Below are 24,268 nucleotides of genomic sequence, written 5' to 3'. Positions count from 1 at the left end.
ACCTCACGGCCTCCCTTCCCCGGCTTCGCTGGCCGCCCCCCGCACCGCCCACCCAAGAGAATCCGTTGCCCGCTGTCGAACCCCCGTGAGAGCATCGGGCTTCAACGGTCCGCCTCCTTTCGCTCGGGCTTCGAAACGCGAGTCGAAGGTGCGGGCCATTGCCATGCACACCTTTCGAGTAATCCACCGAGTCTGTGAATCGCGGGTACCGTTTGATGTACGCAACAGAGTTGACAGAGGCCTGCATCGAGGATGCGAGCAACATCTTGGTTGCGCCTTCGACGTTGCACGACAACGACCTGGTCAAGGACTTTCTCGGTACCACCATCACGCCCGAGGAACTTGCTTCCCGTTCGCCCGACCTCGCACAGAAGACCGTCTACCTGTGCGGCGACGTCTCCGGGATCAGCGGCCGCCAGCTGCAATCCGCGGCCAGGGTTTTCGTCGTCCGGGAGCTGTCACACGGTTTCCGCGAGGACGCCGACACCCCGTGGACCCTCGTCGGCCTCGGTCGGGTTCCCGTGCGGGTACACGGCGCGGGCGTTTTCTACCGCCGCTTTTTCGACCCCGGTGACGACCACTTCGGGCGGATCCGCGCGGAGCACGCGTTCCAGTCCCTCACGGAGTCCACCAAGCCCGGAACAGCCCATCGCAGCGGAATCTATCTGACGCCGGTCACGCGAGACGGTGACGAGCTGCATTTCCGCCTCCTCCGGTGCTCCACGAATCTCTCGGGGCCGACCGAGAGCTTTCGCCCGACCGACACGCACATCGTCGAGGCTCTGAACCGCGAGGCCGCCACCGTCTTCCGGAACCAGGCGCCGCTGAATCATGTCCTCGCTCAGATCTACCACAACACCGCTGCCACGACGGAGCGCAAGCAGTCCAAGGCCAAGATCTCGGCCCACGCCGACAAGACCAAGGACATGCCCGTCAACGGCATCATGGCCTTCTGCACTTTCTACGACGAGCTCGACAGGCTGCGGCCCCTGGCCGAGGACGCCTTCGACCACGGCGTGAAGGGTGCCAGCGGGCTGACGAAACTCCATTTCCGCCTCAAGGAGCCGGTCGAGGAACGCGACGGGGTCGCGCTCCCCTCGCAGTTCACCCTGACCCTCTATCCCGGCTCCGTGTTCTTCATGCCGTTGTCGACCAACCGCCTGTACACGCACGAGATCCGGCCCTCGACGCTGGACGCCGAATCGCTCCCGACCCGCCTGGGCTACGTCGTGCGCTGTTCGAGCGCGGAGGCCGTTCACAGGGACGGCCACACGTTCCTCAAAACGGCCGGAGGTCTGGTGAAGCTGGAGCCACCCACGCCGACGGGCATGGACGAGCTGCGCAGGCTGTACGCCGAGGAGAACAGGACCTCCTCCTTCATCGACTACGGCGACGACTTCCTCTTCAGCATGAACTCGGGAGACTACGTTGCCCCTCGAGCCTAGGATCTCGGACGAGATCATCTCGTGCGCGTTGCCGGCCGAGGAGGATCTCTTCACGGAACTGTTCGCGTCGGCCCGTCTGGAAGACGTAGGAAAAGGCCGCCGAGGCGCCACCCTTGCCAAGATCGACGAGGCGGGTGGCGTTCCCCTCGTCCGTACCACCACTCAATACAGCAGCCCGACGCAGCCTTTCCAGGCGGTGCACGAACGGCTGGCGCGACGGATTCAAGAACGTGCGGCGCTTTCGGTCGGCTTCAACAACGCGCTCATCGAGACGTACACGAACGCTTACACGACCATGGGCAGCCACTCCGACCAGGCCCTCGATCTGGCCGACGAGTCGTTCATCGCCGTCTTCTCCTGCTACCGGCATCCCGAAGCGGGCCCGCCCAGGAAGCTGATCTTCGAACCGAAGGGGTCCGTCGGCGAGAAGTTCGAGATCCCCCTCACCCACAACAGCGTCGTCGCGTTCTCCGTCGACTCGAATCGGCGACTCAAGCACAAGATCGTTCTGGACAAGCCCGTCCCGGCGGTGGACAACCAGTGGCTGGGGGTGACCTTTCGGACGTCGAAGACCTTCGTTCGGCACCGCGACGGGCATGCCTACCTCCCCCAGGGTGCGCGCCTGACATCGGCCGACGATGAGCAAAGGCGCGAGTTCTACCGCCTGCGGCGCCGTGAGAACGACGAAACCGACTTCCTCTACCCCCTGCTGACGTACACCATCAGTGAGAGCGATCTGATGCCACCCGCCTGACGGGCCTCAGGAGTTCGTGGGTAGAAGCCCGCCTGCGCTTCACCGCCCCTCGGGCACGCCGGCACGGGAGCCCCATGTCGCCGTCCTCCTGGACGTCACCGACTGAGCCCTCACCTGCCCGCAGCTCGGAGCGTGGCGGCCCGGAGCGCCCGGACCAGGAGAAGGCGGTCCCCCCGGCCCTCACTCAGTGAGGGAGTCGAACTAGTCTGCGCACCATGGCCTTGCGACCTGACGAGTTCTACGACCACGCGCTCGCCGCCGCGGATGGTGAGCGTCGGCTCCCGCTCGCGCGCATGACAGGGTGGAGTGTCAGCCCCTTCGAAGCGGACGGGTTGCGCGTCTCGCCTCTGCACCCCCCGGTTCTTCCCGAGCCTCCGCGACAGGGCGAGGACCCGTCGGACTGCGAGGCGTGCCGTGACGGAGGGGACGGGATCTGGTTCAACGACCGTTGGCGGCTCACGCGAATCGCGGGAGTCGGTGTGCCGCTGGTGCTCATGCTGCACCCGATCGAGCACTACGACATGGCCGACCTGCCTGACGAGCTGGCCGCCGAGTTGGGGGTCCTGACCACTCACATCGTCCGTCACATGCAGGCCCTGCCGAACATTTCGCGAGCCCACGTCTACCGCATCGGGGACGGAGGCGCACACCTGCACATCTGGTTCTTCGCACGGCCCGAGGGACAGGCCCAGCTGTACGGGTCATGGTTGCCCGTCTGGGACGACCTGCTGCCGGAATACCCGGCAGATGTCGCGGAGGCCGACGCGGCGATCGTGGCAGACGCGTTGATCGCCTCCGTCGGGGGCCGCCGTTCGGCTTCCGGCGAATCGCCGCACGACTGACGTCGCCGGGCGGGTGCCGACGCGTGACCTCGGCGCCCGCGGTGCTGACGCGCGGTCAAGTTCCACGGCCGCAGCGGGAAGCCTGTCAGATGCGGTGTCTAGGCTGTCCCAGAGACTCGATCAAGGAGCGGGGCAGTGCGGATAGAGCGTCACCAGGTGGGCGAGGGTGTCGTGTCGGCGGCACGCGAGGACTTCACGAACCGCGTCGGCGGCCACGTGCGGTCCATGTCGCGGGCCGGGCGGATGGCCGTCTACGAATGGCAGTCGATCGCCGAGGAGTTCCTCGACTACCTGGGGGCCCTCTCCGTCGAGACCCCGGACCTTGACACGCCGGAGGCCAAGGCCGCCCTGAAGGACGCCTGCGAAGCCGCGGTCGGCGCCGTCGCGTACGCGGCGTACCACCCGCACTGCAGCTTCCAGGTCTTTCTGGAGTACGTGAACTTCGGCATGAGCTACGACCCGGGTGAGGATGCCCCCGAGGAGAGCGTCACGGCCGGGGACTGGATCGACGCGTTGTGTCTGTCGATCCTCCGGGACAAGGCCAAGTGGCACGGCGAGGCCTTCGATTTCGCCCGGCAGAAGTTCGCCGAGCAGGCGCGGTCGACGCCCGTCGGCGAGCTCGCCACAGGGCTGATGGCCGTTGCTCTGGACGACACCGGCGACGACGACGGGGAGTACCCGGCGAGCGCACAGGCCAAGCTCGTCGCCGTCGACGCGGCCCTGGACCGCATCCGTACCCGCGCCGAAGAGACCGGCGAAGCGGCCCTCCTGGACCGGCCGCACAGCGCGGCGCTGCACGCGGTGCGCGCCCTGGCGGCCGAGGACCAGGAGGCCTTCGATGCCGCGCTGGCCGACCTCCTGGTCAGGCACGCGCGCGTGCACGGCCCCACGGCCGCGCCGAGAAGCCTCCTCCCGCTGGTTCCCATGGCCCTCGCCGCGCTCGCGTACCGGACCCTGGGCTGGGCGCCCGCCGTCCACAGCGACTATCTCCCGCACGCGCTGATCACCGGTTTCGAGACCCGGGGCCCGCGGGTCGGCGGCTTCGGGCGGGACCGGCGGCCGGACGCGGTCGCCGCGCTCGCCGCGGGCCCCCTGGTCGTCCAGCGTCCGGCCTGCGAGTGGACACTGGACCCGCAGGTCGAGGCCCTGTACGAGGAACACGTCCGCGAGGCGTTCACCGTCACCGACGGGGAACCCCTCGCCGTCTGGCGGCTCGAGGGCGTCATGAACGATCAGGAGCGCCTCTTCCAGTGGCGCGCGGGAAACACCGACGACGTCACGGACGCCCAGCTCGCCGGTCTCAGACTGGCCTCCCAGGCGGGGGCTGCCCTGTTCCGCATCGCCCTCGCCGAGCCGGGGACCGAGGTCGAGGTGACCGTCGACGGCTGCAAGCTGCACTACCCGGCCCGGCGGGGCCGGGAAGCCGGCGCCGGGAACTGGCAGACGGCCACCGCCTTCGCCCTCATCACCGGCACGCGCGAAGACCTCGCCCCGCTGGTCCTCACCGGCCCGGCCTTCGCCCACCCGGACGGCTCGGCCTTCACCGCGTACCGCGAAGCCCTCCACGCCTACCTGCAGGGCACTGACCCCGAACAGGCCGCGCAGCGGGCGCTGCAGCAAGCCGAGAAGGCCAAGGACTGGGGCTTCGCGATGCCGCCCGCCGTGCTGTTGTCCCAACTCGTGGAGGGCGACGAGGAAAGTTTCAACCTGGCCCTGGCCGACGCGCTGGAAGCCCACCGCGACTACTACCGGGTCGCCGACCGCGCCGACGATCCGGACGCGTCCGTCAACCTCGACATCCTCGCCCTCGCCTGCCACGCCCGCCGGCGCGGCTGGGCCATCCGCGTCGAGTCTCCCTACCTGCCGCCCGGCCTCCTGCAAGCCGCTCAACCCTTCTAGGGGCTCGCCCGCACCGCGCTGCACCGCAATGCGGTGCGGTGCGGAGCGGAGCGGAGCAGTGCGGAGCAGTGCGGTGCACCGCATTGGATTGCACCGCAGGCAGCCGTCCGGCCGTCATCACAGCGGCCGGGCGCGTCAGGCGCGGGTGTCGCCGGCCCAGTCGAAGCGGTGCGTGGCGCCGGGGCGCGGCTGGTACAGGGACCGGCCGGCGGCGCCGTAGCGGCCGAGGGCGGTCTCGAGGGCGGCACCGGCGCGGATGCGATCGGGGCTCCAGCCGGTGATGTCGAGAAGGAGGCCGTCGAGCGGGCCCCCCGTCAGTTCGGCGTAGGCGCGACCCGGCTGCGGGCCGGGTCGGGGGTCGTCGTGATCCTGACCGTAGACCCGGCCGCGCATCAGCTCCTCGTCATGATCCATGCTCACACATTCGCATCCCGCTCTGACATCCGGTTCGCGCCCTGTGGCCAGGGCCGGTCTTGTTGAATGTCGCTGCTGCGGTGCAGCGGGCTGCCGTGCACCGGCCGGCCTTGAACGTGCGAAAGGAAGCTGTGTTGACCACACACATCACCACCCTCACCATCAACGGCGACCAGGTCACCATCACGAGGGAGCACGTACTCCTGACCGCCGCGGACGCCGTACCCCGGGACCTGCCCCGTCGGCATGCCGTGAGGGTGGGAGCGGTCCTCTGGGCGCCGAAAGACCTGCTGCGCAAGGTCGTCGACCGTGACGATCTGGGGAACGTCGATTCGCCGCGGGCCATGAAGGCTTTCAAGGGCCTCGGCTTTCAGACCTTCACCGAGACCGTCTACACGGCGGACGGCCTGCCCTTCGTCCACCCTGACAACCGCCCTCGGTCGAGCCGAGGCAAGGAGATCGCGGACACCTGCCCGGTCACCGTGGACGCTGGCGGCGTCTGCGGCGCAGCACTGCGTTGGGAGGTGACACCGGAGGGCGGCGAGGCCTACGTCGCCTGTGGTCAGCACGTGACGGCGCCCATCATGCGTGCCGGAGCCCTCGTTCCCTTCACCGCTCGCCCCCTCGACTGACGTGGCCTGAGGCTCGCCCCGTGCAGTGCCGCGGTGAGCTGGAAGACCCATCGGCGGTAATGTCCGCCCGATGGAGTCCGAGAAGTCGAACGGGTGCCCGCTGCATGGCCCCGGGGCGAGCGTGCAGGCCTGGGTGGGGCGCAGGCTCACAGGTGTGGTCGGGTCGTGGCACTCGTACGACAGTGAGGCCCCGGCGGGCCCGCTCGACGTGTGGCTGATCGATGACCGGGAGTCCGCCCTCCGCATCACGACCGGATCGGATTGGTGTCTGATCGTCGAGGTGTCAGAGCCGCACGCCGGCTACGACATGGGCGACGCGGGTCGTATCGCCGTGGAAGAGATCGGCGGGAAGACACCGTTCGCGGACCACATCGGGGATCCTGTCCTGGCGGTGCGCGAAGAACACGAACCGAACTCCGGACGCATCGCCCTGGAGCTCTCGTTCCCCGCTGGTCGGGTCCGTTGCGACAGCTGGGGCGGGGACCTCCGCCTGACTGCGCTGTGATGATCACGATGTGACCGGTGTGGTCATCCGGCGTCGGAGCCGTTCCGGGGTGTGTTCCGAAAGTAGTGGGTAAAGCGACGAAGCGTCGGTACCGGTGGCCGCCCTCAACGAGTGGCTGCGATCAGCGCCTCTACGACTCATGCGAGTGCGGCAAGTCGGTCAGAGGCTTGAACAGGTGAACGTCTGCGTGCCCTCCAGGGACACCCGGTGTCCGACCCGTCTCGACGAAGCCATGGCGCTGATAGAACCCGGGAGCTTGGAATGTGAAGGTGGAGGTGGAGAGGCGGTTACAACCGCGCCGCCTTGCCTCAGCCTCGGCTGCCTGCAGGATCCTGCTGCCCCAGCCATCCTTGCGACTGTCCTCGCGCACCCACAACAGCTCGATGTCGCAGAGGCCACCCCACGTTCGTGCGGTCAACCCGCCAACCAGTTCACCTGCTTCATCGGTGACCTTGATCGAGAACGTGCCGCGGTCGGAAGCGCATGCGGCGGCACTGTTGAAGGCGATCAACTCTTCGGTCAATCGGTCCTCAAGCTCGGAGTCACGCTCGCTGATGGTCAGGGCGGGGCCGGAGCGGTGGTCGGTCGTCACAGCGCGGAGTATGCCAATCAACCTGGCGCCGAGGCATGCGATTACTGGGACGGTTACCGGGAGCAGGGCCACCTGTACGGTCATGCCGTGAAGTTACGTCCAGGCTGGCGCGTTCCCCTTTCGCTTCGCTCCCTGACCAGAAACCGAAGGGTGTGGCGGGTGAAATCGAGGGCAGGCGAGTGCTGAGCGACTGGGACCGCTCCCGTCCGCCCTCCGGCCTCCCCCGACCGAGAGAGCGGCACCTACGTACGGCCCGCACCCGACGGTGCGGGCCGTACGTACGCACACGGCGGCGCCGACCGTCGGCGGCCCCACCGACGGCCAACGCCCGCCCGACGACGCTCGACGACACCGGCAGCACTCCTCGCCCTGGCCTTGCGTCACGGCCGCTCGCGCGCTCTCGGGCCGGCCGCACCCGCTCGACGGCGTGCGAGCGGCGGTGCGAGGACGCCGGGTGCTGCCTTCTCCGATCCCGGGGACTTGGGCGTCACCTCGGACATTCCCCGTGAGCCGCAAGACCGAATAGCAGGGCCCCGGGCGTGGCTGTCCGGCGAGGTGGGCGGTCAGAAGCTCCAGCTGTAGAGGCCGCCACCCGTGTCCATCGCGGACACGGCGAGCCGGGCAACCCCCTGCAGGACTGCCAGTAGATCATCGTCGGTCATGTCGTCCCCGTCCTCAGACCGCAGCCGCGCGGCCCAGCGATCCGCGAGTTCTTCGAGTTCGGCGGAGCTCGCGTCGGCCAGCGCTCGGGTCAGCCGCTTCGGCAGAGCGAACACCTCGATGCCGTCGTTCACGGGAACGGTGACCCACTCCGGCCACGACCGATGCAGCCGCTCTGCCGGCGGGAGCTCGGCCGAAGGCTCCTCGAAGTACACGTCCCACTCGGCTATGGCACTGTCCGGATCAATGAAACGGCAGCCCACAGAGTCGAAGGCCACACCAGGTCCCCGCAGTCGCGTCGCAGCGGCGGTCTCGTCGTCGGGAGCGAGGAAAAACACTATGTCGTGGGCCATCCAAGCATGATGGCAGCCCGCCCAGCGCTGAGCCCCGTCGAGACGGGGGGGGACGGAGACCTCCGGCCGGAGCCCCCGGTGTCCTCGTCGCCTGCGGACCCGGCTTCAACACGTCAGCACTACACGGCACGTCGCGGATCCGATCCCTCCCGACGCGTCGCCGGCGGAGGCATTTGCCGAAAGCGGCTCTACGACCCCGCAGCGCGGTAGATCATCGAGGGATGCTTGCGCAAGGCGACATCGCCATGTCGAACGACTTCGCGGCCATCGTCTCCGCCACGATGGCCGCCCTCCTACTCCTGCTGATCGCGGAGTTCCAAGCCGGGGTGCGCGGCAATGCAGCAGTGAAGCGTTCCCTGGACGCCGAATACGCGCATGCCATCCAGGCCAGCTTCTTCGAGTTCTGGACCGAGAGACCGCTCGCTCCGGACGACAAGAACCGCGTGGAGCGCGACCTGAAGCGCTACCAGGAGTTACGCCGCACGGCTCAGAGTCACGTGTACTGGCAGTACCTCTTCCTCGTTGCAGGCGTTGCCTTGGTCTGGGCGATGGCCAGGGTGCTCGCCTGGGCGCCGCATGAGGAGGCCCACCTAGCGAAGGGCGGCAGCGTCGCGAAGTTCGCCTTGGCCGCCACCGCCTTCGGCTTCCTCGTCCTCGTGGTCGGCTTCCTCAGCCGCTTCCTGAGCGCGTACGAGTTCGCCCAACTGAAGGCCGGCATCGAGCTCGCCGATCGGTACGGCATCCCCGATGTTGCCGACGCACAGCGGTTGCATCGCCGCTGGGAGGAAGAAATGCCCGACGGGCCGTCTCTGAGAGGAAGGTTGTCGCTGTTGACCGCGCACATCGACACCGTTCGGGCCCTGCGTCGTCAGCCGTAGTAGCCCTCGAAGGCTGGGGCGACGGCGTGGACTCCCGCCCGTCCGAAGGGCCATCCGGTGTCCAGGCCGCACGCCCGACGCTCCCGCTGGTTCACCTGATCGCCTTGTCGCGCCCAGGTGCGCGAGCACGTCCGGCGCAGGATGCGGACGGACCCCGCCGGCAACGGCTCACGAGCGCCCCTCCTTCCGGCGCATCGCAGCGCTCGCCAGCGCGCGGAGCACGCGGACGTACGGCGACCATCGGGCGGGGCTCCGCACCGTGCCTGTGCAGGCGAGTTCAGCGCGGTCGAAGCCGTCCTCGAGGCAGGCGTCGTGCAGCGGGCGCCAGACCAGGGGCCAGGTCAGGCGGGCCACGCCCCTGGGCGCCATGGCGAGGGTGTGGTGCAGCCGCGTGCGGTCAGGGCCGACAGGGAGCACGGTGAGTTCGTGGAAGCCGTGGAAGCCACGGGGCCCGGTGAACTCGAAGCGAATCCAGCGCCCGGGCGCGTATCCGGTCACGGTGTAGCGCACCGGGCCGTGGCCGCCCACCGCGCCGGGCCCCAGCGGCCGGTCGAACTCCATCGGCGCCCAGGCCGCGCCGGGCCAGAGCCTGTCACCCTCCCCGCTCGCCAGGGTGTCGATGAGCGCGCCCACCTCGCTCTCCTTCACCGGCAGCTGGCGTTCGTGCACGTTGTAGACGCCCATGCGTCCCTCCCAAAGAGTATTGGAGACCTCTCTCCAATTAATTGGAGAGTACTCTCTGATTCATGGCGAGACCACCCCGCTTCGACACCGACCAACTCCTCGACGCCGCCGTGCAGCTCGCGGCCTCCGGCGGACCCGCCGCCGTGACCATGTCGGCCGTGGCCCAGGCAGTCCGCGCGCCCAGCGGCTCGGTGTACCACCGCTTCCCCGGGCGCACGGCACTGCTCGCCGAGGTGTGGCTGCGGACCGTGGAGCGTTTCCAGGAGGGCTACTTCGCCGTCCTGACCGGCGAGCCCGACCCACACCGGGCGGCCCGCGCAGCCTCCCGACACGTGGTGGCCTGGTGCCGCGAGAACCCGAACGAGGCGGTCCTCCTCCTCTACGGCGCCGCCGACTTCGGCCGCGCCGAGTGGTCCGAGGAGCACAGACGACGCGCGGACGCCGGCAACAGCCGGGTCTTCGCCGCCCTGGCTCGCCTCGCGGAAGTCTTGGGCGCCCATGACGAGCAAGCCCGGGACCGCGTCGCCCTGGCGCTCGTCGACCTCCCGCTGACCGTGGTCCGCCGCCACCTGCGCACGGGCACCCCCCTGCCACCGCACGCCGAGGACCTCACCGAGCAGTGCACGACGGCGCTCCTGGCATAGGCCGATGCCTTCCGGCGATCTGATCGTTGGTTCCGAGCGGTGGCGTCGTCCGATGGATAGTCGGCTCGGATCCAGCCGCTGTCGCCGAGACCGGACACCGGCGCCGGGGTGGGTGCCGCGAGGTCACCGACAGGTGATGGAAGCGATCGCCTGGAAGTGCCTGATGATGTAGGGCTGTTGGCCTTCCCCATGGGAGCGTCGGGCTGGCACTTCACCTTGGCGGGACGAGTCGGCCCGCGAGGAGGGCAGGAGGGCACCCACTCGATCGTCGATCTCGACCGCATCACCCCGCCCGGCAGTCCTGCCCATGCGGGGACGCTCACTCCGGTGAGCGAGGAGGAGGCCCTACGGCTCTTCGGCAAGCGCCACCCCACCCGGCAGGACCTGACGGACCTGAGCCAGCTGCCGGTGGACCGGTGGCACGGCCGGTCCACGGTGCCCTTCGACGCCGCCGGACATCCCCAGGAGATCCTCTTCTGGGGCTGCTCGGGCGACTGAACATCACTGCGAGAGCTCTGGCGTCCGGGCTGTGGGCCCGTCGACCACGCCAGATGTTCGTACGACGCCGCCGTAGCCCCGGAAGCACTTCGAGACGGGCTGCAGCGCGGTGACCCTGGCGCCGATCGCGGCGTCGAGGAGGGCACGGGCGTCGGCCGGCCGCGCCACGGCGAGAGACGCCACGAAGCCACGGAATCCTGGGGGACGGCCCCCTCGCTTGACCCCGGCACATCGGTCTGGACGACCGCGACCACCGGCTCCACGGTCCAGTCGCTCACACTGCGCAAGGTCTCGGGGACCGTCGGGTGAGACAGCGACTCCGGAGTCGGCCCCACCGTCGGTTCATCAGGTGTCTCAAGGGCCGGCCCCACGGGGTTTCCTCTGGATCGCTGCCTAGCTGGTGTACACCGGAGGCTTCCGGGGCAGCCGCCGGGCATGGGTCCTTCGATAATCGTGCACCGGCCCAGCCCGTCCGGCGGGCGCCGGGTGACCGTGCAGCGCCATGGCCAAGAGGTCGGCTACCTCGGGATTGCGCACTCCGACCGCGAGCTCATGATCTTCCTGGAAGCGGCGGGTGTCGGTGACCCGGAGCTGATGATCGACAACCCGATGTGGGTCGAATGGCGCGGCGGCCATCCGCACGAATACCAAGCCGCTTGAACGGCCATCGCACGTCGGCCACCGACGGCCGCTGGTTGTCGTCATCTCGGGCCGGCGGATCGTGCCGCGTGGCTCCGCCCGCCGCATGGATCGCTGGATCGCTGGATCGCTGGATCGCTGCAGTACTGGCGCACCGGAGCGCCGGAGCAACATGCGGCCAGGTAAGGACCCGGGTGAAGCAGGTCGGTCCGCCGACAAATGGTTCGACATCGATGGCGGCGATCAGGGACGCTTCGCACGATGACCAGAATCGACGACACGCCGCCCGCGTGGGACGAGCGCACCCAGCTCACCACGTTCCTCGACTACGCACGTGACACCGCCCGCGCCAAGTGCGAGGGTGCCTCCGCGGAGAACGCTCGCAAGGCGCTTCTGCCGAGCTCACCCCTGATGACCCTGAGCGGAGTGATCAACCACCTCCGCTGGGTCGAGTACTACTGGTTCCAGGTGGTCTTTCTCGGCGAGGAAGACCTGGGCCCCTGGACCGAGGAGGACCCCGACCGCGAGATGCGCATCGCAGTCGACTTCCCCCTCCCGCAGTTGCTCGACGAGTACGCCGCGCAGAGCGCCCGCTACCGCGAACTGGTCGCCGGGAACAGCCTGGACAAGCAGGCCCAGCGTGCCGTCCGCAACGGCCTCCACGTCGATCTGCGCTGGATTCTCCTCCACCTCACCGAGGAGACGGCCCGCCACAACGGCCACCTGGACATCCTGCGCGAGATGCTCGACGGCACGACCGGCGACTAGCTCCTGCCCCGCGGATCATGTGACGCAGTGGCTTCGTGGCGGTTGTGAGATCGGGACGGGCGGCTGTGGAGCAGTTCTTTTACGTGTCAGGCGTGTGCCTGGCTGTCATCGCTGAAAGGCCGGCTCGCCGGAGTGGAGGGGCCTAGCTCGGCGCCTCCACAGCTCCTCACCCAGCAGCCACGACCTTCCCGGCGGTCACCTGCGGGCCGTTGGGGAGGAGCGATGCGAGATTGTCCCGCACGAAGTCGGCGGCCCTTTTGACCGACTCTTCGGCCCCGGCTTGGTCCTCGAAGACGCTGGTGGAAACCATGACTCCCTCCCCGGCGTCCACCCAGTAGTAGGCCACGAAACCGGGCACTTGGCGAAGGAGAGGAACGAAACCCTCGTCCACCCGGCGTCCCGCCTCGGCGGAGTCGGTCACTCCTTCATATCGCCGAATTACTGCGTACACAGCTGATCTCCTCATGGATCCCAAGGTCATCCTGCGCGAAACGACCTACCCCCCTCGCTCGTCTCTCGCTCCGAGAACCTCCGGAAGTGACCCGGATAGGCGCAGCCGATTCAGCCACCGGCCGTGCCCGTCCACGAAGGGTTCGCGGCCTCGGGACGTACCCGAGGCCACACGGTGGGCCGTCCCGGGGCACGGCATCGCTGGTTCACCGCGCCAGGGGTCGCGTGGCGGACGACCACCAAGCCCGCCCTGCCCCTGGGATGGCGTCTGGGGTTGTCCCGTATGCTTCCGACCCCGGCCGTCACTCGTGACCGCTGCGGAGGACATGATGACCTCGTGACGCACAGCCCGCAGGCACCTCCGACCCGGATCCCGGGCTACGACGGCGGCCCCTTCCACCACCAGCCCGAACTCCTGGACGATCACCTGTTCTGGCTGGGCCACCTGCACAACTACTTCTCCGAAAGCGAAGAAGCCGAGGAGCTCGTAGGCGAGACTGACGAGCAGGAGGCCGGAGCCTTGCAGTCGCGCCTGCTGGGAGGCGACACCCGGCCCGTCTTCACGGTGCCGCTCGCCGGCGGCCATCGCCTGTATGTGGTGTATCGCGCCTTCGAGGAGGACGAGGGAATCGACTACCTGCTGCACCACCCGGACTGGGATGCTGCCCAGCACCTTGCACATGACGGAGGGCACTTCATGGGCCCCGGGCTGTCCTGGGCGGAGTTGATCGCCGCGGCGGACAATCGCCTGCCCGGCGGCAGCACGACCGATCCCCACACCCGGCTACTGCTCCTGCTACCCGCGTTCGGCGATGACGCCGTGCCGGACAGCGCCGTCGAGCGCCTGACTGCGGCATTGCGCGCCTGCACCCGTGTCGAGGAGCCCGAGCGGCTTGCCACGGCCCTTCTGGAGGACCAAGGGCCGTACGGTCCCGCGCAGTGGACCAAGGCAGAGGGCGGCTATCCGATCAACGACGGCGACCACTCGTTCCGCAACCCCGCCAACCGCTTCGCCTGGCCGGCTACGTGTCTGGCCCGAGCCGCCACCGCACTGACCCCCTGACGGCGCGATCGAGGAACGAAGAGTAGGTCCGCACGACACAACGAGTCCCACAAACACGTTCGGGCCCGCGTCGAGCACTGCTTCGCCCGCATGAAGACCTACAGATCCTCCGCGACGGCCGCCTCCGCGGCGACGGTGTCCACCGCACAATGCTCGCCATCGCCCGCCTGCAGGGCCTGGCCCTCGCCCTGGCCCTCGCCCTCGCCCTCGCCCTCGCCGGATAGGCAAGATCGCCCGCCCCGGGGGCGAGCGTCCCCACCAGCCAGAGGATCATTGACGGGAAGCCCTCAGCGGGCGCCGGCAAGCGGCGGCCTGCCCGTGTCACGGGACGATGACGACCGTGCCCCGGATCCGGCCGGCTTCGCCGAGGCGGTGGACGTCCGCGAGATCGGCCAGGGCGTACGTTGCACTGGTGTCGAGGGTGACCCGGCCCCTGTCGACGAGTTTCACGAGCGCGGCCAGATCCGCCACATTTTGTTCGCGGCGACCACGTGCATCGCCTCCACCCCCGCACCCACGGGCGGCTCGATGGGAGGCGCGATCGAGACGATCCGCCCGCCCGGCCGTACCGCCGATGCCAGAGCGGCGGCATCCTGGGGAGACAGCGGAACGAGATTGAGCAGAGTGTCCACCGAAGCGTCGAGCGCGGCGGCGACCGGCCCGGCGGTGTAGTCGACCACGTGGTCCGCCCCGTGCGCGCGGACGGCCCGGGTGCTGCGTGCGCTCGCCGTGGCGCTCACCTCTGCCCCGGGCACGCTTGGCGAGCCGGGTCACGAAGCCCCCGACCCCTCCCCCGGCGCCGTTGACCAGCACCCGCCCGCCGGAGGTCACCTTCCCGTGCTCGAACACCGCCTGCCGGGCTGTCAGGCCCACATCGAACGTCTCAAGGGCGGCGCGATGATCCCGGGCGCCTGAGGAGGAGGTTCCCGGCCACGATTCCAGAACGATTCCTTCACAGGGTGCGGCTTTGACGGTTAATCAGGTCGATATTTCCGTTGTCCATTGTCGATAAGTTCCCTGGATCACCTGACGAGGTGCTTCCACTTGGGGAGGGATCGACAGAATGAGACAACGGACAGCCGTTCCGCGCGAGCGGCATCCGCTGCCTTCGCCGCGAGCTCTGCGGCGTATAGCACTGGCTACGGCGTGCGTGCTCACCTTCGGCCTGCTGGAGGGAGTCGCCGCCGGCACCACACCGGAGGCACCGCCGGCGCGGCCGGCGCAGGCCAAGGGCCCGGCCGAGGCGGCGGACGCCGCCTCGGCCCTGCTGATGGCGCGGCTGCAGAACCGGCGGATCGAAGTCACCGGCGAGCGTACGGACGCCACGACGAGCTGGGCGAACCCCGACGGCTCGATGTCCCTGGAGACGTACACCGGGCCCATCCGGTTCAAGGACGGCAACGGCACCTGGCAGAAGGTCGACCCGGAGCTCGTCGAGACTCCGGGCGGCGCCGTCCGCGCGGCCGGCCACCCGCTGGACCTGACGCTGGCCGGCAAGTCGTCCGCCGCGGACGTCGCCCGGATCCGGAAGTCCGGCGGTGCACCGGGCGGGAAGAACACCCCCGCCGTGCCGCTGGTCTCCCTGGACAGCGGCGCGGGCCACGAGGTGACGCTCTCGTGGCGCGGCGCGCTGCCCGACCCGGCCGTGCACGGCACCGAGGCACGCTACGCCGACGTGGCCACGGGTACCGACATGGTCGTCGAGTCGACCCGTACCGGCTTCGAGCAGTTCCTGGAGCTGAAGAACCGCGGCGCCGTCGGCGCCAACGGCGCGGTGACCCTGACCCTCCAGGCCAAGGGTCTGGCGGTCAAGGCGAACGCGGACCGCTCGGTGACCTTCACCGACCCGAAGACCGGCCGGAACGTCGGCGCCCTGCCCGCACCGGTCATGTGGGACGCCTCGGTCGACCCGAACTCGGGCGAGCACGAGCGCCGCGCCGACGTCGGTCTGAAGGTCGCGCAGCACGGCGCCACGGTCGACCTCACGCTCACCCCCGACGCGGCGTTCCTCGCCGACCCGGCGACGACGTTCCCGGTCACCATCGACCCCGCCGTGAACATCGGCGCGAGCTTCGACGCGTTCGTGCAGGAGGGCTTCAGCTCCGACCAGTCGGCGGCGACCGAGCTGAAGCTCGGCAACAACGGCTCGGGGCAGGTCGCCCGGTCGTTCCTCGCCTTCCCGATGTCCAAGATCACCGGCAAGGTGATCAAGTCGGCGAGCCTGAACCTGTGGAACTTCCACTCCTGGTCCTGCAGCGCGCGCAGCTGGGAGGTCTGGGACACCAGCTCCGCCTCCACCGCCACCCGGTGGACCGCCCAGCCGAACTGGAACAGGAAGTGGTCCACCAGCACGGCCACCAAGGGCTACTCGTCCTCCTGCGCCGACGGCTGGGTGAACACGGACATCACGAGCCTGGCCGCGGCCTGGGCGGCCAACGGCAACGGGACCAACACCCTCGGCATCCGCGCGACGGACGAGACCGACGAATACGCCTGGAAGAAGTTCAACTCCGGCAACGCCGCGTCCAACACCCCGTACATCGCGGTCACCTACAACACCAAGCCGGGCGCGGCCACCCCGCTGGCGCCGCTGACCGGCGCGGCGACGAACGACACCACCCCGACCCTGTCGGCGAAGGCCACCGACGCCGACGGCAACACCGTCCGGCTCACCTTCGAGGTCTGGAAGTCCGACGGCACCGCCGTCCTGCAGTCCGGCACCTCGGTGTACGTGGCCTCCGGCGCCACCGCCACCTGGACCCCCGGCACGGCGCTCGCCCCCGGCTCGTACAAGTGGCGCGCGGCGGTCTACGACGGCCAGGACTGGAACGGCACCTGGTCGGCCTGGCAGAGCTTCACGGTCGACACCACCCCGCCCGGCGCCCCGTTCGTGTCGTCCACGGCCTACCCGCAGGACGGCGCCTGGCACGGCAGCGGCGGGACCCCCGGGCAGTTCACCTTCACCCCGGCGTCCGGCACCACCGACCTCGCCGGCTACGTCTACTCGCTCGACGGCGCCACCCCGGTGACCGTCACCGGGACCGGCACGACCACCGTGTCGATCACCCCCGCCGCCGACGGCCACCGCACCCTGCGTGTCCAGGCCAAGGACAAGGCCGGCAACCTCTCGACCGCCGTGCTGTACGACTTCCTCGTCGGCCAGGGCGCCATGGTCCAGCCCGCCGAGGGCGCCGTCAGCGCGCGCCGCGTGCAGATCGCGGTCGACGCGCAGCCGAAGTACACCCGCGTCACCTACCAGTGGCGCCGCGGCCCGGGCGCCACGGTCTACGACGTCCCGCTCGCGAACCTGACCAAGCAGGACAACACGCCGATCACCACGGTCAAGGCACCGCTGTCCCAGATCGGCGCCTACGCGAACTGGTCGGTCCTGGAGACCCTCGGCCAGGTCGGCGGCGTCGTCCAGGTCCGCGCGATGCTCTACACCGACAACGACGCGGACGCCCCGTACATCAGCGAGTGGCGCGGCTTCACCGTCGACCCGAACGCGGACGGCGCCGCCTCCGACGAGGTCGGCCCCGGCTCGGTGAACCTGCTGACCGGCGACTACTCGATCAGCGTCACCGACGCCGACGAGTACGGCCTGTCGTCCAGCCGTACCGTGTCGTCCCGCGGCACGGACCGCGGCTGGATCCCGCAGGGCCAGCGCCTGACGGCCAACCAGCAGGACGTGTCCACCGACACGGCCGGCTTCACCGCCACCACGGCGACGCTCACCCGGGACACCACGCTCGGCCAGGACGGGTCCACAGACTCGCTCAAGGTCGTCCCGACCACCAACACCAGCGGTGACGCGTACGCCATGGTCGGCGGCGACCAGACCGCGCTGCGGCTCGGCATGAAGCCAGGGAAGACCTACCGGTTCTCCGCCTGGGCGTACGTGCCCACCGCGACCGGCCTCTCCCCGCAGCACGCCAAGGGCCTGCGCCTCTACGCCGGTTTCGGCACGCCCGGCGGCACCGTCGAGCAGACCTCCCGCAAGGTGCCGTACACCGACGCCTGGGCCGAGCTGAGCCTCGACTTCACCGTGCCGGCCGACGCGACCACCGCCTACCTCCGGCTCTACAACGGCTTCGGCGCGAACTCCGGCAAGGCCGTCTACTTCGACCACCTCTCCGTGCGCGAGCTGGTCGCCCCCTTCGGCCCGGAGTGGGCGGGCGGCGCCGCGGGCGGCGCCACCGACAACGACCTGCACTCGCTGACCTTCCCCGGCAAGGACGTCGCGGTCGTCACCGGCTACGACGACTCGACCATCACCTTCGCCAAGAGCTCCGACGGCTCCTTCAGCCCCGAACCGGGCGCGGAGGGCTGGATCCTGGCCGCGTCGGGCACCGACTACGTCCTGACCGACGACGACGGCTCGATCACCCGGTTCAAGAAGCAGACCGGCTCGGACGTCTACGTCGTGGACAGCGTGTCCGGCACGGACGCCGCGTCCACCAGCAGGTACGTGTACGACACCACCGACGGCCGCTCGCTCGTGAAGCGGGTGATCGGCGAGGTCGAGCCCGGCGTCGACGACACCGGGCAGTGCACCGGCAGCGTCCCGGCCCGTGGCTGCGAGGTCCTGGAGTACGTCTACGCGACGGCCACCACGGCCACCCTCACCACGCCCGGTGACGTCACCGACCGCGTCAAGGCCGTGCGCATCTGGTCCTGGGACCCGGCCGCCGGTGCCGAGACCGCCGTGGACGTCGCCACCTACCGCTACGACTACCAGGGCCGCCTGGTCGAGGCCTGGGACCCCCGCAAGGGTTCCGCCGACGACACGGCGGTCTTCAAGACCGTCTACGCGTACGACAGCGGCGACCGTCTGACGAAGGTCGACACCGCGGGCGAGCTGCCCTGGTACTTCGACTACGGCCCGGCCGGCGCCGACCAGGACCCGGGCCGGCTGCTGAAGGTCCGCCGCCCCGCGCTCGTACCGGGCACCAAGGACCAGGTGAGCGGCGAGACCGCCTCCAAGGTGGTCTACGAGGTCCCGCTGACCCGCGCGGCGGGCGGCCCCTACGACCTCGACGGCCCGAACGCCGCTAAGTGGGCTCAGGCGGACGTCCCGACCGACGCGACCGCTGTCTTCGACGACGAGTCGAACCCCGCCACGAACACGGCGAGCGCCACGGTGCCGGGCAAGGACGGCTACCAGCAGGCCACGGTCCACTACCTCAACGCCTCGGCGCAGGAGGTGAACACGGCCACCTGGTCGCCGACCGGCGTCGGTGACATCGACACCAGCGAGTACGACCGCTTCGGCAACACCGTCCGTACCCTCGACGCCACCGGCCGACTCCTCGCGCTCGGCCTCGGCGACGACGTCGACCAGAAGACCGTCGAGCTCGCCCTGCCCGACGACTCCGCGGCCCGCGCCGCGCTCCTCGACTCCCGCAACGTCTACAGCCGCGACGGCCAGGACCTGCTGGAGGAGACCGGGCCGGTCTTCCGGGCCCTGCTCGACGAGCCGGTGCCGGCGCAGACCGACCCGCCGATGCCGGCCCTCGCCGCGGGCGCCTCGGTGGTCGTACGCGAGCACACGGTGCACCGGTACGACGAGGGCAAGCCCGACGGTGCGGCCTACCACCTGGAGACCACCACCCTCGACGGCGCCCGCATCGAGGGCTACACCAACGACGTCGAGGTGCGGGTCACCAAGACCGGCTACGGCACTCCTATCGGCGGCACTTCCGGCTGGACCCTGCGCACCGAGACCTCGGTGACGACGGACGCGGTGACCGGCGGGGCCAACCTGACCGCCACCATCAAGTACGACGCGGCGGGCCGCGCGGTCGAGTCGCGCAGGCCGGGCTCGAACGGCGCGGACACCGGCACGGTGAGGACCGTGTTCTACACGGCCGGCGCCAACGCGGACGACGCCGCCTGCGGCAACCGCCCCGAGTGGGCCGGCAGCCCCTGTGTGACGCTGCCCGGCGGCAAGGTCACCGGCGCCGACACCACCCGCATGCCGGACACCCTGCCCGTCAAGCGGATCACGCGCTACTCCCGCTTCGGCGACATCGAGGAGGTCACCGAGACCAACGCGGGCAAGACCCGTACGACGACCACCGTCTACGACGCGGCCGACCGGATCGTCTCCACCCAGATCACCGGCGACCTCGGCCAGGACCTGCCCCAGGTCACCACCGAGTACGACCCGGTCACCGGCAACGCCGTGAAGACCACGGCCGGCGGCAAGAGCATCACCCGCGTCTTCGACGCCCTCGACCGGCTGCTGTCCTACACGGACGCGGACGGCGGCACGACCACGACCGAGTTCGACAAGTTCGGCAAGCCGGTCAAGGTCAGCGACAACACCGGGTCCACCACCTACGCGTACGACCGCACGCAGGAACCGCGCGGCATGGTCACCTCGGTGACCGACTCCGTCGCCGGCACCTTCACCGCGAAGTACGGCCCGGACGGTCAGCTCACCGAGCAGACCTACCCCGGCGGCTACGTCCGCAAGGACACCTTCGACGCGAGCGGTCAGGCCACCGGTCGTACGTACACCCGGATCTCCGACGGCGCGGTCGTCTACGGCCAGCACCTGGAGATGACCACGCAGGGCGCGGTCGCCGCCGACACCAACTCCACCGACAGCAAGGAGTACACCTACGACCGGCTCGGCCGGCTGACCAAGGCCGCGCAGACCACGATCGACGGCTGCACCACCCGGACCTACGGCTTCGACGAGGCCGGCCGCAGCATCACCGGCCGCATGAACCGCACCTCGAAGACGGCCTTCGCGCCCGCAGAGGACGGCTCGTGCACCACCACCGGCGGCACGGTCACGACCAGCTCGTACGACAGCGCCGACCGGCTGCTGACCGACGGCTACACGTACGACGCCTTCGGCCGCACCACGGCGACCGGCACCGGCTCCGTCAACACGTACTGGGACAACGACCTCGTCGCCTCCCAGACCGCCGGTGACAGGCGCCAGTCCTGGACCCTCGACCCGGCTCAGCGCTTCGCCGCCTTCACCACCGAGAACAAGCAGGCGGACGGCACCTGGGCGAACGCCACCAGCAAGCTCAACCACTACGGGGACGACTCCGACGAGCCCCGCTGGATCATCGAGGACACCACCCAGGGCACCCTCACCCGCAACGTCTCCGGCCCGGACGGCGACCTCACCGCCACCACGTCCGCGACCGGCGACGTGGAGCTGCAGTTCGCCAACCTGCACGGCGACGTGGCGGTTTCGCTCGACACGGCGATGACCGCGCCGAAGGTCCTCACCTTCGACGAGTTCGGCGTCCCCGCCGAGGGCCAGGGGGTGCAGCGGTACGGCTGGCTCGGCGCCGAGCAGCGCTCCTCCGAGGCGCTCGACGACGTCATCCTCATGGGAGCCCGCCTCTACGCGCCCGCGCTCGGCCGCTTCCTGCAGGTCGACCCGGAGCCCGGGGGCAACGCCAACCCGTACGACTACTGTGCGGGCGACCCCGTCAACTGCACGGACCTCGACGGCAACTGGGGCTTCAGCTTCAAGAAGATGTTCAAGAGGGTCGCCCGCGTCGCGGAAGTGGCCTCCTACATCCCCGGCCCCATCGGCAACATCGCCTCCGCCGTCGGAGCCATCTCCTACGCCGCCACCGGCAACTGGCGCAAGGCCGCGGAGATGGGCGTCGGCGTCGCCTTCGGCTCCGCCGGCCGGCTGGCCGTCAAGGGCTTCAAGGCGGCGCGGGCCCTGCGCAAGGCGAGCCGGGTCCGACGCTCCTTCTCCCGGGCGAAGAGCGTCTTCCGGCGCTCACGGTGCAACTCCTTCGCCCCTGACACACCGGTCCTCATGGCCGACGGCAGCTACCTGCCGATCGGGGACGTCCGGGTCGGCGACCTCGTGGCGGCGACGGACCCGGCGACGGGACGGACCACGGCTCAGCCCGTCCTCGAGGTCTTCAGCGGCTACGGCCTGAAGCACCTGGTCGAGATCGACACCGACCTCGACCCGGCGACCCCGTCCCTTGAGGCGACCGCCGACCACCCGCTGTGGGTGGTGGACAAGGGCTGGACCAAGGCGAGCGGCATCAAGGCCGGCGACGCGCTGCGGTCAGCAGACGGTTCGGTCCACACGGTGCGGCGCGTGCGCGATCTCGGCGAGCTCGCGGACCGGCTGGTCTTCAACCTCAACGTCGGAAACGTCCACACGTACACCGTCTTCGACGGGACCGCGGACACGGTCGTCCACAACGCCAGTTGCAATCTGAACCGGCATGCGAGGAAGGCCCCCCGTAAGCGAGGCGTCTACGTCATCAAGTACAAGAACGGCTCGTACTACATCGGCAAGTCCAAGAACATGCACCGGCGCATGCATCAGCACCACAAGAAGGGCAAGCTGAACAATGTGCAGTCCATTCGCTACCACGAGAGGGGCAAGGGGAGCCTCCGTAGGCTCGAACAGGGCTTGTACAATCGCTACAAGTGCTACGGCGGTGCGACTCTGACGAACAAGATCCGCCCGTCGAGGAAGTACGCCCACTGCTGACAGGCGGGGTGAGGGACGGTCCTCGACAGGGCCGTCCCCCACCCCCTTTCTCTCCCGGGGTAGCCGGCATGAAGATCACCCGACGTCGCGGCGGACCGTCCGAGATGTTCGTGACCGACGAGCCGTGGGACCCCGCGTACGCCGAGCGATTCGCGGACGGAACGTGCGACGGCCTGGTCGTCGGCGCACCCCTGCGCCCCAAGGCCGGCCCCGACCTCGCCTTTCTTCCGGACCTCCCCGGACTGCGCAGCCTTCGCGTCCTGAACGGCATCAAGGACCTCACTCCGCTGACCCGGTGCACGAACCTCGAACGCCTGCACCTGCCCACGACGGCGACGCGAGACCTGGACCTGACCGCCCTCACGGAACTCCGCGAACTGGAAATCCCGTGGCCGGCGGCCGCCCGCAGCATTCACGCACCGACGTCCGTCGAAAACCTCGTCATCGTCGACTGGACCGGAGAATCCCTTTCCGCCCTGGGCCTCAAACCCGCCCTCCGGAAACTCCGCCTCGAATCACCCCGGAAGCACGTCACGAGCATGGAGGGCGCCGCCCTCTTCCCGGCTCTCGAAGAACTCCGCCTCTACGACGGCCGGCTGTCCCACCCCGACCTCCTGGCCGGCGCCGTGGCCCTCACGGACGTCTCCCTGCTGGCCGCGAAAACCGACACGATCACCTTCGTCTCCGGCCTTCCCCGCCTGCGCCGCCTGGAACTGGAGAACACCGGCGACCTCACCACCCTCGCCCCGATCGCAACCCACCCGACCCTCCGCGAGGTGATCCTCTCGGGCTCGACGAAGGTGACCGACGGCGACCTCTCCCCGCTGCTCGACAACCCACGCCTGACCTTCGTGGCCCTCGAACGCGGCCACCCCCACTACAGCCACGCACCGCACGAGGTCCGCAGAGGCTGACGGCAAGTCGCCGGGGGTTGTCGGGCAGCGGTCTGGGCGTCAGACCGAAGCCGCAGCGCTCCTGATGACGTCGAGCACCACCTCGGGCTGCGAAAGCATCACCACGTGGGCGGAGTCGGTCTCGACGGTAGTGGCGCCCATCCGATCGGCCGCGAAACGCTGATGGGCGGGCACCACCGCGTGGTCCTGGCCCGCGACCACGTACCAACTCGGCTTGGACTTCCAGGCCGGGGCATCGGTCGAAGCCCCCAGGACCTGGCTGCTCGCAGAGGTCTGGGTCGCCCACACCAGCTGCTGGTCCGCCTCGGACAGGTCACCGCAGAAGTCGGAGATGCCGTCGCGGGCGATCCAGATCCGCCCGTCCTCCTCTTCGAGGTGCGCGAACAGCGGCGGCGGGTCGAACCTGCCGATCAGCTCCTGAGCCGTCTCCCCCGCATCCGGCGCCAGCGCGGCGATGTACACGAGCCCGGCGACCCGCTCGTCGGTCCCCGCGGCGGTGATGACGAACCCGCCCCAGGAATGCCCGACGAGAATGGCCGGCGCACTGACTCGCGCGAGCGCCCGCCGGACGGCGTCGACGTCTCCCTCCAGCGAGTCCAAGGAATTCTGCGCGGACACCACCTCGTGGCCCTCCCGCTGAAGCACGGGAATCAGCTTGCTGTAACAAGAGCCGTCGGCCCACAGTCCGTGGGCGAACACGACACTCGGCTTGCTCGGCGACATCGACCCTCAACTCCACTCGAAGAACCAGTGCACGTCTCGCCTCCTCAGTCCACCTCACCCTCACCGACCACACACGCCCAGGAGCCCCGAACGGGTCCTGCCCGAACGGCACCGCCCCCCCTCCCCCCTGCCGGCACCACGCTGTGCCCCAGGCGACGAAGGCACACGCCGGGTCAGGTCCCATCAGCGGCTGCGGCTGCGGCTGGGGCTGCGGGCAGGGCTGCGGTTGCAGCTCGTCTGTGGGCAGAGCTGCGGCTGCAGCTCTGCTGCGGCCAGGGCTGCGGCTGCGGCTGCGGCTCGGCTGCGGTCGACAGGAGCAGACAGGCGCGGGCAGGACCGGGGCTGGGCGTCCGTCACGGGGGGGGCGCACCCTGTCCCCGTGACACCCGCCGATGCTGTCGCACGCCCCTGTGG

23 protein-coding genes and 1 pseudogene are annotated in these 24,268 nt (G+C 69.7%); 15 read left to right on the top strand and 9 right to left on the bottom strand.

The genetic code is table 11. From position 1 onward, the window contains the following. The first annotated feature begins 215 nt into the window (after positions 1 to 215). The 4 genes from ACIGXE_RS08565 (at position 216) to ACIGXE_RS08550 (ending at position 4,940) form a co-directional block, all read left to right on the top strand. A complete protein-coding gene (locus tag ACIGXE_RS08565; RefSeq protein WP_399744853.1) occupies positions 216 to 1,445 on the top strand; it encodes a hypothetical protein in 1,230 nt (409 codons plus the stop codon). Beyond that, positions 1,429 to 2,199, top strand: a complete 771-nt coding sequence (locus ACIGXE_RS08560) for an alpha-ketoglutarate-dependent dioxygenase AlkB (RefSeq protein ID WP_399744851.1) — start codon at positions 1,429 to 1,431, stop codon at positions 2,197 to 2,199. The genes ACIGXE_RS08565 and ACIGXE_RS08560 overlap by 17 nt, the downstream gene beginning before the upstream one ends. Positions 2,200 to 2,414: 215 nt before the next feature. Continuing rightward, positions 2,415 to 3,041 (top strand): hypothetical protein, encoded by a 627-nt coding sequence (locus tag ACIGXE_RS08555; protein WP_399744849.1) that lies wholly within the window; start codon positions 2,415 to 2,417, stop codon positions 3,039 to 3,041. A 156-nt stretch (positions 3,042 to 3,197) separates the two neighbouring features. Further along, positions 3,198 to 4,940, top strand: a complete 1,743-nt coding sequence (locus ACIGXE_RS08550; RefSeq protein ID WP_399745176.1) for an immunity 49 family protein — start codon at positions 3,198 to 3,200, stop codon at positions 4,938 to 4,940. A 135-nt stretch (positions 4,941 to 5,075) separates the two neighbouring features. Here ACIGXE_RS08550 and ACIGXE_RS08545 read toward each other — a convergent pair whose 3' ends face one another. Beyond that, positions 5,076 to 5,354, bottom strand: coding sequence for a hypothetical protein (locus ACIGXE_RS08545; protein WP_399744847.1), 279 nt, complete (start codon positions 5,352 to 5,354; stop codon positions 5,076 to 5,078). 134 nt (positions 5,355 to 5,488) lie between these two features. Here ACIGXE_RS08545 and ACIGXE_RS08540 point away from each other — a divergent pair, with 134 nt between their 5' ends. Together ACIGXE_RS08540 and ACIGXE_RS08535 are read left to right on the top strand one after the other, a co-directional pair. Next, the gene (locus ACIGXE_RS08540; protein ID WP_399744845.1) at positions 5,489 to 5,986 is read left to right on the top strand and encodes a hypothetical protein; all 498 of its coding nucleotides are present in this window, start codon (positions 5,489 to 5,491) and stop codon (positions 5,984 to 5,986) included. A 70-nt stretch (positions 5,987 to 6,056) separates the two neighbouring features. Continuing rightward, positions 6,057 to 6,491: a hypothetical protein gene (locus ACIGXE_RS08535; protein ID WP_399744843.1), complete on the top strand. Its 435-nt coding sequence runs from the start codon at positions 6,057 to 6,059 to the stop codon at positions 6,489 to 6,491. 130 nt (positions 6,492 to 6,621) lie between these two features. On the opposite strand, the gene ACIGXE_RS08530 is transcribed toward ACIGXE_RS08535, so the two are convergent. Next, positions 6,622 to 7,083 carry a GNAT family N-acetyltransferase gene (locus tag ACIGXE_RS08530; RefSeq protein ID WP_399744842.1) on the bottom strand — a complete coding sequence of 154 codons (462 nt, stop codon included), beginning with the start codon at positions 7,081 to 7,083 and terminating at the stop codon, positions 6,622 to 6,624. A gap of 563 nt (positions 7,084 to 7,646) precedes the next feature. Further along, positions 7,647 to 8,096, bottom strand: coding sequence for a hypothetical protein (locus tag ACIGXE_RS08525; protein WP_399744841.1), 450 nt, complete (start codon positions 8,094 to 8,096; stop codon positions 7,647 to 7,649). A 245-nt stretch (positions 8,097 to 8,341) separates the two neighbouring features. Here ACIGXE_RS08525 and ACIGXE_RS08520 point away from each other — a divergent pair, with 245 nt between their 5' ends. After that, the gene (locus ACIGXE_RS08520) at positions 8,342 to 8,974 is read left to right on the top strand and encodes a hypothetical protein (protein WP_399744839.1); all 633 of its coding nucleotides are present in this window, start codon (positions 8,342 to 8,344) and stop codon (positions 8,972 to 8,974) included. A 168-nt stretch (positions 8,975 to 9,142) separates the two neighbouring features. On the opposite strand, the gene ACIGXE_RS08515 is transcribed toward ACIGXE_RS08520, so the two are convergent. Continuing rightward, positions 9,143 to 9,658, bottom strand: a complete 516-nt coding sequence (locus ACIGXE_RS08515; protein ID WP_399744837.1) for an SRPBCC family protein — start codon at positions 9,656 to 9,658, stop codon at positions 9,143 to 9,145. Between the two features lie 62 nt (positions 9,659 to 9,720). Here ACIGXE_RS08515 and ACIGXE_RS08510 point away from each other — a divergent pair, with 62 nt between their 5' ends. Both ACIGXE_RS08510 and ACIGXE_RS08505 read left to right on the top strand, forming a co-directional pair. Then, entirely contained in the window at positions 9,721 to 10,302 is a 582-nt protein-coding gene (locus ACIGXE_RS08510; RefSeq protein WP_399744835.1) for a TetR/AcrR family transcriptional regulator, read from the top strand. A 327-nt stretch (positions 10,303 to 10,629) separates the two neighbouring features. Next, on the top strand, positions 10,630 to 10,800 hold the full coding sequence (locus ACIGXE_RS08505) for a hypothetical protein (protein WP_399744833.1): 171 nt from the start codon (positions 10,630 to 10,632) through the stop codon (positions 10,798 to 10,800). A gap of 3 nt (positions 10,801 to 10,803) precedes the next feature. Here ACIGXE_RS08505 and ACIGXE_RS08500 read toward each other — a convergent pair whose 3' ends face one another. Beyond that, on the bottom strand, positions 10,804 to 10,983 hold the full coding sequence (locus ACIGXE_RS08500) for a hypothetical protein (protein WP_399744831.1): 180 nt from the start codon (positions 10,981 to 10,983) through the stop codon (positions 10,804 to 10,806). Positions 10,984 to 11,286: 303 nt separating this feature from the next. Between ACIGXE_RS08500 and ACIGXE_RS08495 the strand changes: the two genes are divergently transcribed. Together ACIGXE_RS08495 and ACIGXE_RS08490 are read left to right on the top strand one after the other, a co-directional pair. Beyond that, a complete protein-coding gene (locus ACIGXE_RS08495) occupies positions 11,287 to 11,460 on the top strand; it encodes a hypothetical protein (RefSeq protein WP_399744829.1) in 174 nt (57 codons plus the stop codon). Positions 11,461 to 11,700: 240 nt separating this feature from the next. Continuing rightward, entirely contained in the window at positions 11,701 to 12,207 is a 507-nt protein-coding gene (locus ACIGXE_RS08490) for a DinB family protein (RefSeq protein WP_399744827.1), read from the top strand. 166 nt (positions 12,208 to 12,373) lie between these two features. Here the strand turns inward: ACIGXE_RS08490 and ACIGXE_RS08485 are convergent, their stop codons facing one another. Beyond that, a complete protein-coding gene (locus ACIGXE_RS08485; RefSeq protein WP_399744825.1) occupies positions 12,374 to 12,628 on the bottom strand; it encodes a hypothetical protein in 255 nt (84 codons plus the stop codon). Positions 12,629 to 12,994: 366 nt separating this feature from the next. On the opposite strand from ACIGXE_RS08485, the gene ACIGXE_RS08480 reads away from it, so the two are divergent. Continuing rightward, positions 12,995 to 13,720, top strand: coding sequence for a hypothetical protein (locus ACIGXE_RS08480; RefSeq protein WP_399744823.1), 726 nt, complete (start codon positions 12,995 to 12,997; stop codon positions 13,718 to 13,720). Further along, positions 13,721 to 13,944: pseudogene (locus ACIGXE_RS08475) on the top strand (hypothetical protein); the annotation flags it as partial. A gap of 97 nt (positions 13,945 to 14,041) precedes the next feature. Here ACIGXE_RS08475 and ACIGXE_RS08470 read toward each other — a convergent pair. Then, on the bottom strand, positions 14,042 to 14,170 hold the full coding sequence (locus tag ACIGXE_RS08470; RefSeq protein ID WP_399744821.1) for a hypothetical protein: 129 nt from the start codon (positions 14,168 to 14,170) through the stop codon (positions 14,042 to 14,044). Further along, the gene (locus ACIGXE_RS08465) at positions 14,167 to 14,400 is read right to left on the bottom strand and encodes a hypothetical protein (RefSeq protein ID WP_399744819.1); all 234 of its coding nucleotides are present in this window, start codon (positions 14,398 to 14,400) and stop codon (positions 14,167 to 14,169) included. The genes ACIGXE_RS08470 and ACIGXE_RS08465 overlap by 4 nt, the downstream gene beginning before the upstream one ends. A 470-nt stretch (positions 14,401 to 14,870) precedes the next feature. Here ACIGXE_RS08465 and ACIGXE_RS08460 point away from each other — a divergent pair, with 470 nt between their 5' ends. After that, positions 14,871 to 22,217: a DNRLRE domain-containing protein gene (locus ACIGXE_RS08460; RefSeq protein ID WP_399744818.1), complete on the top strand. Its 7,347-nt coding sequence runs from the start codon at positions 14,871 to 14,873 to the stop codon at positions 22,215 to 22,217. A gap of 68 nt (positions 22,218 to 22,285) precedes the next feature. Further along, positions 22,286 to 23,131 (top strand): hypothetical protein, encoded by an 846-nt coding sequence (locus ACIGXE_RS08455; protein ID WP_399744816.1) that lies wholly within the window; start codon positions 22,286 to 22,288, stop codon positions 23,129 to 23,131. A 39-nt stretch (positions 23,132 to 23,170) separates the two neighbouring features. Here the strand turns inward: ACIGXE_RS08455 and ACIGXE_RS08450 are convergent, their stop codons facing one another. Further along, positions 23,171 to 23,854, bottom strand: coding sequence for an alpha/beta fold hydrolase (locus tag ACIGXE_RS08450; protein WP_399744814.1), 684 nt, complete (start codon positions 23,852 to 23,854; stop codon positions 23,171 to 23,173). Positions 23,855 to 24,268 lie beyond the last annotated feature (414 nt).

The organism is Streptomyces sp. NPDC053431 (assembly GCF_044544925.1).
Taxonomy (GTDB): Bacteria; Actinomycetota; Actinomycetes; order Streptomycetales; family Streptomycetaceae; genus Streptomyces.
Note: the sequence above shows the minus strand (reverse complement) of the source record. Positions and strands in the feature narration are given on the sequence as shown.

Bases quoted from the DNA above. Each gene is read 5' to 3' on its own strand.
- ACIGXE_RS08490 (WP_399744827.1), top strand. From the start codon at position 11,701: ATGACCAGAATCGACGACACGCCGCCCGCGTGGGACGAGCGCACCCAG.
- ACIGXE_RS08520 (WP_399744839.1), top strand. From the start codon at position 8,342: ATGTCGAACGACTTCGCGGCCATCGTCTCCGCCACGATGGCCGCCCTC.
- ACIGXE_RS08450 (WP_399744814.1), bottom strand. From the start codon at position 23,854: ATGTCGCCGAGCAAGCCGAGTGTCGTGTTCGCCCACGGACTGTGGGCC.
- ACIGXE_RS08525 (WP_399744841.1), bottom strand. From the start codon at position 8,096: ATGGCCCACGACATAGTGTTTTTCCTCGCTCCCGACGACGAGACCGCC.
- ACIGXE_RS08565 (WP_399744853.1), top strand. From the start codon at position 216: ATGTACGCAACAGAGTTGACAGAGGCCTGCATCGAGGATGCGAGCAAC.
- ACIGXE_RS08510 (WP_399744835.1), top strand. From the start codon at position 9,721: ATGGCGAGACCACCCCGCTTCGACACCGACCAACTCCTCGACGCCGCC.
- ACIGXE_RS08545 (WP_399744847.1), bottom strand. From the start codon at position 5,354: ATGGATCATGACGAGGAGCTGATGCGCGGCCGGGTCTACGGTCAGGAT.
- ACIGXE_RS08455 (WP_399744816.1), top strand. From the start codon at position 22,286: ATGAAGATCACCCGACGTCGCGGCGGACCGTCCGAGATGTTCGTGACC.
- ACIGXE_RS08555 (WP_399744849.1), top strand. From the start codon at position 2,415: ATGGCCTTGCGACCTGACGAGTTCTACGACCACGCGCTCGCCGCCGCG.
- ACIGXE_RS08515 (WP_399744837.1), bottom strand. From the start codon at position 9,658: ATGGGCGTCTACAACGTGCACGAACGCCAGCTGCCGGTGAAGGAGAGC.
- ACIGXE_RS08535 (WP_399744843.1), top strand. From the start codon at position 6,057: ATGGAGTCCGAGAAGTCGAACGGGTGCCCGCTGCATGGCCCCGGGGCG.